Raw genomic sequence first — 5,513 nt, 5'->3', positions numbered from 1 at the left:
CGGTACCGCTCCCCCGTGACCCTCAGGCGACCAGCTCCCCGAAGGCGTTCTCCTCGTCACGGCCGAAGCTGAGGACCTCGTCCTCGCGCAGCCGGCGGAGCGACCGCCAGATGCTGGACTTCACCGTGCCGACACTGATGTCGAGGATGTCCGCGATCTCCGGGTCGGTGCGGCCCTCGTAGTAACGCAGGACCAGCATCGTCCGCTGGAGTTCGGGCAGCCGGGCGAGCGCCTGCCACAGGACCGCGCGCAGCTCGGTGCCGCGCATCGCGTCCGTGTCGCCGGGCGTCTCCGGCAGCTCCTCGGTCGGGTACTCGTTCAGCTTGCGGCGGCGCCACGCGCTGATGTGCAGATTGGTCATGGTGCGGCGCAGGTAGCCCCCGACCGCGGCCTTGTCACTGATCCGCTCCCAGGCCCGGTAGGTCGAGAACAGCGCGCTCTGGAGCAGGTCCTCGGCCTCGAACCGGTCACCGGTCAGGTGGTAGGCGGTGGCGTACAGGGAGGCGCGGCGCTCCTGGACGTAGGCGGTGAACTCCGCCTCCGACAGCGAACGACGCTCCCCCGAGCCCTCCCCGTACGTGGCTCCCCCGACCGCGGCGGCAGCCGCCGCGGATTCCCCCGTGCTCGCGTCAACCACCGACATGAATGTGGTGTGCTGACGCCCGGTACCGCGAGCGCACCCCCGCCCGCTCACAGCACCGGACCTCTCGGAACCCCGGGTCACGTCGTGCAGACGCGTGATCACTGCGCTGGTGCTGACGCTGTGCAGCGTGTTCATCTCGCGCCCCCCGTCGTGGACTTCCGGTGTTCGGCTCGGTTCGACGTACTTCCTTGCCGTTGCCGAAAAGCTTGCCGGGGCCACTTCATGGACGTGTCCGCCGACTGTCACAGACCTGTCACAGGGGTCGTCCGCAGGGCCCGCACAGCGCCGTCACAGAGAATCGCGGTACCGCTACCCAGACGTACATACCACATTGATCATTTGCGGGAGATGCATGGGAGCGCTCCAAGTGTCGAAACCCCACCCCGCCATGGGCCAGAATGAGCCCGTGCCTTCCCTGTTGCTGATCGAGGACGACGACGCCATCCGAACGGCCCTGGAGCTCTCACTGACGCGCCAGGGACACCGGGTGGCGACCGCTGCCAGCGGTGAGGACGGTCTGAAGCTGCTGCGCGAGCAACGGCCGGACCTGATCGTGCTGGACGTGATGCTGCCCGGCATCGACGGGTTCGAGGTGTGCCGTCGCATCCGGCGCACCGACCAGTTGCCGATCATCCTGCTGACCGCGCGCAGCGACGACATCGACGTGGTGGTCGGCCTGGAGTCCGGCGCCGACGACTATGTCGTCAAGCCGGTCCAGGGCCGGGTGCTCGACGCCCGGATCCGGGCCGTGCTGCGGCGCGGCGAGCGCGAGGCGAACGACGCGGCGACCTACGGCTCGCTCGTCATCGACCGGGCCGCGATGACCGTCACGAAGAACGGCGAGGACCTCCAACTCACGCCGACCGAACTGCGGTTGCTGCTCGAACTGAGCCGCCGTCCGGGCCAGGCGCTGTCCCGGCAGCAGCTGCTGCGGCTGGTCTGGGAACACGACTACCTCGGCGACTCGCGGCTCGTGGACGCCTGTGTGCAGCGGCTGCGCGCGAAGGTCGAGGACGTGCCGTCGTCCCCGACTCTGATCCGTACCGTCCGTGGTGTCGGATACCGCCTGGACGCGCCCCAGTAATGACCGACGCACAAGAGGGTTTCCGCGGCTGGGTCGCGGCTCGCAAGGGGGCCTGGTCCCGGCTGCGCTTCACCAGTCTGCGGCTGCGGCTCGTCGTGGTGTTCGGGCTGGTGGCGCTGACCGCCGCCGTGTCCGCGTCCGGGATCGCCTACTGGCTGAACCGGGAGGCGGTGCTCACTCGCACCCAGGACGCGGTGCTGCGCGACTTCCAGCAGGAGATGCAGAACCGCGCGGGGTCGCTGCCGGAGTACCCGACCCAGGACGAACTCCAGTACACCGCCCGGCAGATGGCCAACAGCAGCCAGCGTTTCAGCGTGCTGCTGGTCGGCGAGGACGCGAACGGCAAGGCCGTGTACGGCAATTCCGGCGGCCTGAGCGGTCTCTCGCTGCGCGAGGTGCCGCTCTCACTGCGCACCGCGGTGAACCGGGAGCAGGACCTCACGGCCGCCAACTCGTCGCCGTACCACCTGTACTGGCAGCGGATCGTCGACGACGGCACGCCGTACCTCGTCGCCGGGACGCGGGTGATCGGCGGCGGCCCGACCGGCTACATGCTGAAGTCGCTGGAGCCGGAGGCCAAGGACCTCAACTCGCTGGCCTGGTCGCTGGGTATCGCCACCGGTCTCGCGCTGATCGGCGCCGCGCTGCTCGCCCAGGCCGCCGCCACGACCGTGCTGAAGCCGGTGCACCGGCTCGGGGTCGCCGCGCGCCGGCTCGGCGAGGGCCGCCTGGACACCCGGCTGCGGGTTTCGGGCACCGACGAACTCGCGGATCTGTCGCGGACGTTCAACAGCACCGCGGAGGCGCTGGAGAAACGTGTCGCCGACATGGCCGCGCGTGACGAGGCGTCCCGCCGGTTCGTCGCCGACATGTCCCACGAACTGCGGACGCCGCTGACCGCCATCACCACCATCACCGAGGTGCTGGAGGAGGAGCTCGACGCGGAGACCGGGAGCGTCGACCCGATGATCGAACCGGCCGTGCGGCTCGTCGTGAGCGAGACGCGGCGCCTGAACGATCTCGTCGAGAACCTGATGGAGGTCACCCGCTTCGACGCGGGCACCGCCCGGCTGGTCCTCGACGACGTCGACATCGCCGACCAGATCACCTCCTGCATCGACGCCCGCGCCTGGCTGGACGCGGTGGAACTGGACGCCGAGCGCGGCATCCACGCCCGTATCGACCCGCGCCGGCTGGACGTGATCCTGGCCAACCTCATCGGCAACGCGCTCAAGCACGGCGGTTCCCCGGTGCGGGTGTCGGTGCGGGCGACCGGCGGGAGCGGCGGCACGGAGGAGACCGGCGACGCGGGTGAGCGGGGCGAGGCCGGCCCGGGCGTGACCGCGGGCGACGACGGCGCCACGACCGGCGGCGAGCTCGTGATCAGCGTGCGCGACCACGGACCCGGCATCCCCGAGGACGTCCTTCCGCATGTCTTCGACCGGTTCTACAAGGCCAGTGCCTCCCGGCCGCGTTCCGAGGGCAGCGGACTGGGGCTGTCCATCGCCCTGGAGAACGCGCACATCCACGGCGGCCGGATCACCGCCGCCAACTCCCCCGAGGGCGGCGCGGTGTTCACCCTGCGGCTGCCGCGGGACACGTACGAGCCGGCGCCGCAGGCCGAGAAGGACGGCGCGGGCCCGAAGGGGGACGCCTCATGACCGTACGCCCGACCGCGCGGGCCGTGGGCCGGCTGCTGGCGCTGCCCGCCCTGGCCGCGGCGCTCGCCGGGTGCGGGATCCGGTCCACCGAGGTGCCCACCGACTTCGGTCCCGCTCCCTCCCGGGTGCGCTGCGCGCTGTCCGAGCCGGACGTGGCGCCGCAGTCCGCGCCCGGCGTCCCGGTCCAGGTGTTCCTGCTCTGCGGGTCGTCGCTGGTGGCCGTCGACCGCTCGGTACGGGTCCCGGAGGGCACGGCGGACTCCCAGCGCCGGGTGCTGATCGCACAGGGGCTGCTGAACCAGCTCGCCCAGACGCCGTCGTCCGCCGAGAAGGCGGCCGGGTACACCACGAACGTGCGCGGCGGGATGTCGGTGCAGGGCCCCACCCCGAAGGACCCGGACGACGCCCTGCGGCTGAGCACCCCGCCCGGGGACCTCACCTCCTCCGCCCTCGCCCAGCTGGTCTGCACCTTCTCCGACTCGGCGGCGGCCGAGGGCGACGGCTCGGTGATCCTCGGCGGGCCGATCCGCGACGGCGAACCGCTGCGCCGCTACGCGTGCACGGACGAGGTCCGCGCCCGGCCGGGCCTCAAGGAACCACCGTCGTCCGAGGTGACCGGCGGCTAGAGCCGGTTTTCGCCGACTGCACCAGGGCGGCCGGGACCTGCGCGGCACGCCCCGGGCACCCGTGTGGCCGAGCACTCGTCCGGGTGGCGGACGGTGTCGCGGAACCGATCGTGCCGCCCGACGCGTCTTGGGGGGCGTGCAGCGTCAAGGCTCGGTCGGCGGCAACGCCGCGTTCCGCATACGTGTGGCAGGGGGCGTCCTCCTTGCCGCACACCTCGCGTTCGTCGCCTGGTTCACGCTGCGCCCACTCGACGTCCCCTGGGTGATGCCCGCCAATCTGCGGCCGTTCGCCGGTATCCGCACCGACCTGTCGCTGGGCCCGCAGGTGGCGGCCCGACGGATCGGCGAGGGACTGGCGCTGCTCGCCCCGCTCGGGGTCCTGCTGCCGCTCGCGCACGGCCGGCTCGCCGTGTCCCCGCTGGCGTCCCTGCTGCGCACGGTCGCCGCCGCGGCCCTGCTGTCGCTGGGCATCGAACTGCTCCAGACCGGCGTGCCCGGCCGGGTCGTGGACGTCGACTCGCTGATCCTGAACACCGTGGGGGTGGCGCTCGCGCACGCGGCGGTCGTACCCGCGGCACGCTCCTGGCTCCGCCGCAGGACGGAGCACCGGCACCGGACGGACGTCCGCAGGCAGGATGCGGCTCAGGGTCGGACCCCGACGATTCCCAGGGTCGGGATCGCACCCTGGAGCGACGTCCGGTCCAGCTCGTCCTCTTAGCGTTGAAGGCAGTTGAGGCAGCCGTCCGGCAGCCTCGGACCGACGCTCACTAAGGAGCCGACATGACCGCCCTTGCCCGCCCCACCCACGGCCGCGTGCTCGGCGGAGTGTGCGCAGCGCTGGCACGGCGCTTCGGCACCTCCGCGACGACGATGCGGGTGATCTTCCTGGTCTCGTGCCTGCTGCCGGGACCGCAGTTCCTGCTCTACCTCGCGCTGTGGATCCTGCTGCCGGCCGAGGACAAGGCTCGCACCGCCTGGTGACCCGGCGCGCCCGGCCGGGCGCCGCGCGGGCAGGGAAGCCGTCCAAGGACGTCGTCGGGCGCACCCGGATCCACCGGGTGCGCCCCGTTCTGTGTGTGCGCCGGTCTCAGCCGAGCGGAATGCCGTTCACCGGCACGCCGTGCACGGGCAGGCCCTGCAACGGCAGTCCGCCGAGCAGACCGGCGACCGGCGCGGTCGGGCCCTGGGCGAGCACCCTCGTGACGGCCGGCTGGGCCGCGGACAGGCCCGACTGGAGGGCGGGCTTCGCCTGGGTCAGCGCCTCACCGGCCCCCGGCAGCGTCTTGGCGACGTTCTCCGTCGGCAGCGTCCTCGTCACGGTGTCCAGGGCCTGGGAGGCGTCAGGAAGGGCCGGAGCGGCGTTCGCGGCGCCCGCGCCGACTGCGGCGAAGGCGGCACCGAGGGCGGCGACGCCGAGGGTCTTGGCAGCAGACTGCTTCATGGTGAGTGCGTCCTCGCAATGGGGTGGACAACGAATTGAGCGGTCCAAGACCGTAATC

The 5,513-nt window shown here is 72.0% G+C and carries 7 protein-coding genes; 5 read left to right on the top strand and 2 right to left on the bottom strand.

All coding sequences use genetic code 11. The annotated features are described in order from the left end of the window. Nucleotides 1-22: 22 nt before the first annotated feature. Nucleotides 23-778 carry a SigE family RNA polymerase sigma factor gene (locus FNH09_RS44185; protein ID WP_152895511.1) on the bottom strand — a complete coding sequence of 252 codons (756 nt, stop codon included), beginning with the start codon at nt 776-778 and terminating at the stop codon, nt 23-25. Nucleotides 779-1,049: 271 nt separating this feature from the next. Between FNH09_RS44185 and afsQ1 the strand changes: the two genes are divergently transcribed. The 5 genes from afsQ1 (at nt 1,050) to FNH09_RS44160 (ending at nt 4,995) form a co-directional block, all read left to right on the top strand. Next, nucleotides 1,050-1,727 carry a two-component system response regulator AfsQ1 gene (gene afsQ1, locus FNH09_RS44180; protein WP_338017866.1) on the top strand — a complete coding sequence of 226 codons (678 nt, stop codon included), beginning with the start codon at nt 1,050-1,052 and terminating at the stop codon, nt 1,725-1,727. Further along, nucleotides 1,727-3,388: a sensor histidine kinase gene (locus FNH09_RS44175; RefSeq protein ID WP_152895510.1), complete on the top strand. Its 1,662-nt coding sequence runs from the start codon at nt 1,727-1,729 to the stop codon at nt 3,386-3,388. The genes afsQ1 and FNH09_RS44175 overlap by 1 nt, the downstream gene beginning before the upstream one ends. Continuing rightward, nucleotides 3,385-4,014 carry a hypothetical protein gene (locus FNH09_RS44170; protein ID WP_152895509.1) on the top strand — a complete coding sequence of 210 codons (630 nt, stop codon included), beginning with the start codon at nt 3,385-3,387 and terminating at the stop codon, nt 4,012-4,014. Before FNH09_RS44175 ends, FNH09_RS44170 begins: the two co-directional genes overlap by 4 nt. Before the next feature lie 136 nt (nt 4,015-4,150). Further along, the gene (locus tag FNH09_RS44165; protein ID WP_162470029.1) at nt 4,151-4,732 is read left to right on the top strand and encodes a VanZ family protein; all 582 of its coding nucleotides are present in this window, start codon (nt 4,151-4,153) and stop codon (nt 4,730-4,732) included. A gap of 62 nt (nt 4,733-4,794) precedes the next feature. Beyond that, nucleotides 4,795-4,995, top strand: a complete 201-nt coding sequence (locus FNH09_RS44160; RefSeq protein ID WP_152895507.1) for a PspC domain-containing protein — start codon at nt 4,795-4,797, stop codon at nt 4,993-4,995. A gap of 106 nt (nt 4,996-5,101) precedes the next feature. Here the strand turns inward: FNH09_RS44160 and FNH09_RS44155 are convergent, their stop codons facing one another. Next, on the bottom strand, nt 5,102-5,455 hold the full coding sequence (locus FNH09_RS44155; protein WP_152895506.1) for an ATP-binding protein: 354 nt from the start codon (nt 5,453-5,455) through the stop codon (nt 5,102-5,104). Between the last annotated feature and the right edge of the window lie 58 nt (nt 5,456-5,513).

Source organism: Streptomyces adustus (assembly GCF_009377175.1).
Lineage (GTDB): Bacteria > Actinomycetota > Actinomycetes > Streptomycetales > Streptomycetaceae > Streptomyces > Streptomyces adustus.
This window is presented reverse-complemented; position numbering and strand designations above follow the sequence as displayed.

Coding starts and splice junctions, on each gene's coding strand:
- FNH09_RS44170 (WP_152895509.1), top strand. CDS start 3,385: ATGACCGTACGCCCGACCGCGCGGGCCGTGGGCCGGCTGCTGGCGCTG.
- FNH09_RS44160 (WP_152895507.1), top strand. CDS start 4,795: ATGACCGCCCTTGCCCGCCCCACCCACGGCCGCGTGCTCGGCGGAGTG.
- FNH09_RS44155 (WP_152895506.1), bottom strand. CDS start 5,455: ATGAAGCAGTCTGCTGCCAAGACCCTCGGCGTCGCCGCCCTCGGTGCC.
- FNH09_RS44185 (WP_152895511.1), bottom strand. CDS start 778: ATGAACACGCTGCACAGCGTCAGCACCAGCGCAGTGATCACGCGTCTG.
- FNH09_RS44175 (WP_152895510.1), top strand. CDS start 1,727: ATGACCGACGCACAAGAGGGTTTCCGCGGCTGGGTCGCGGCTCGCAAG.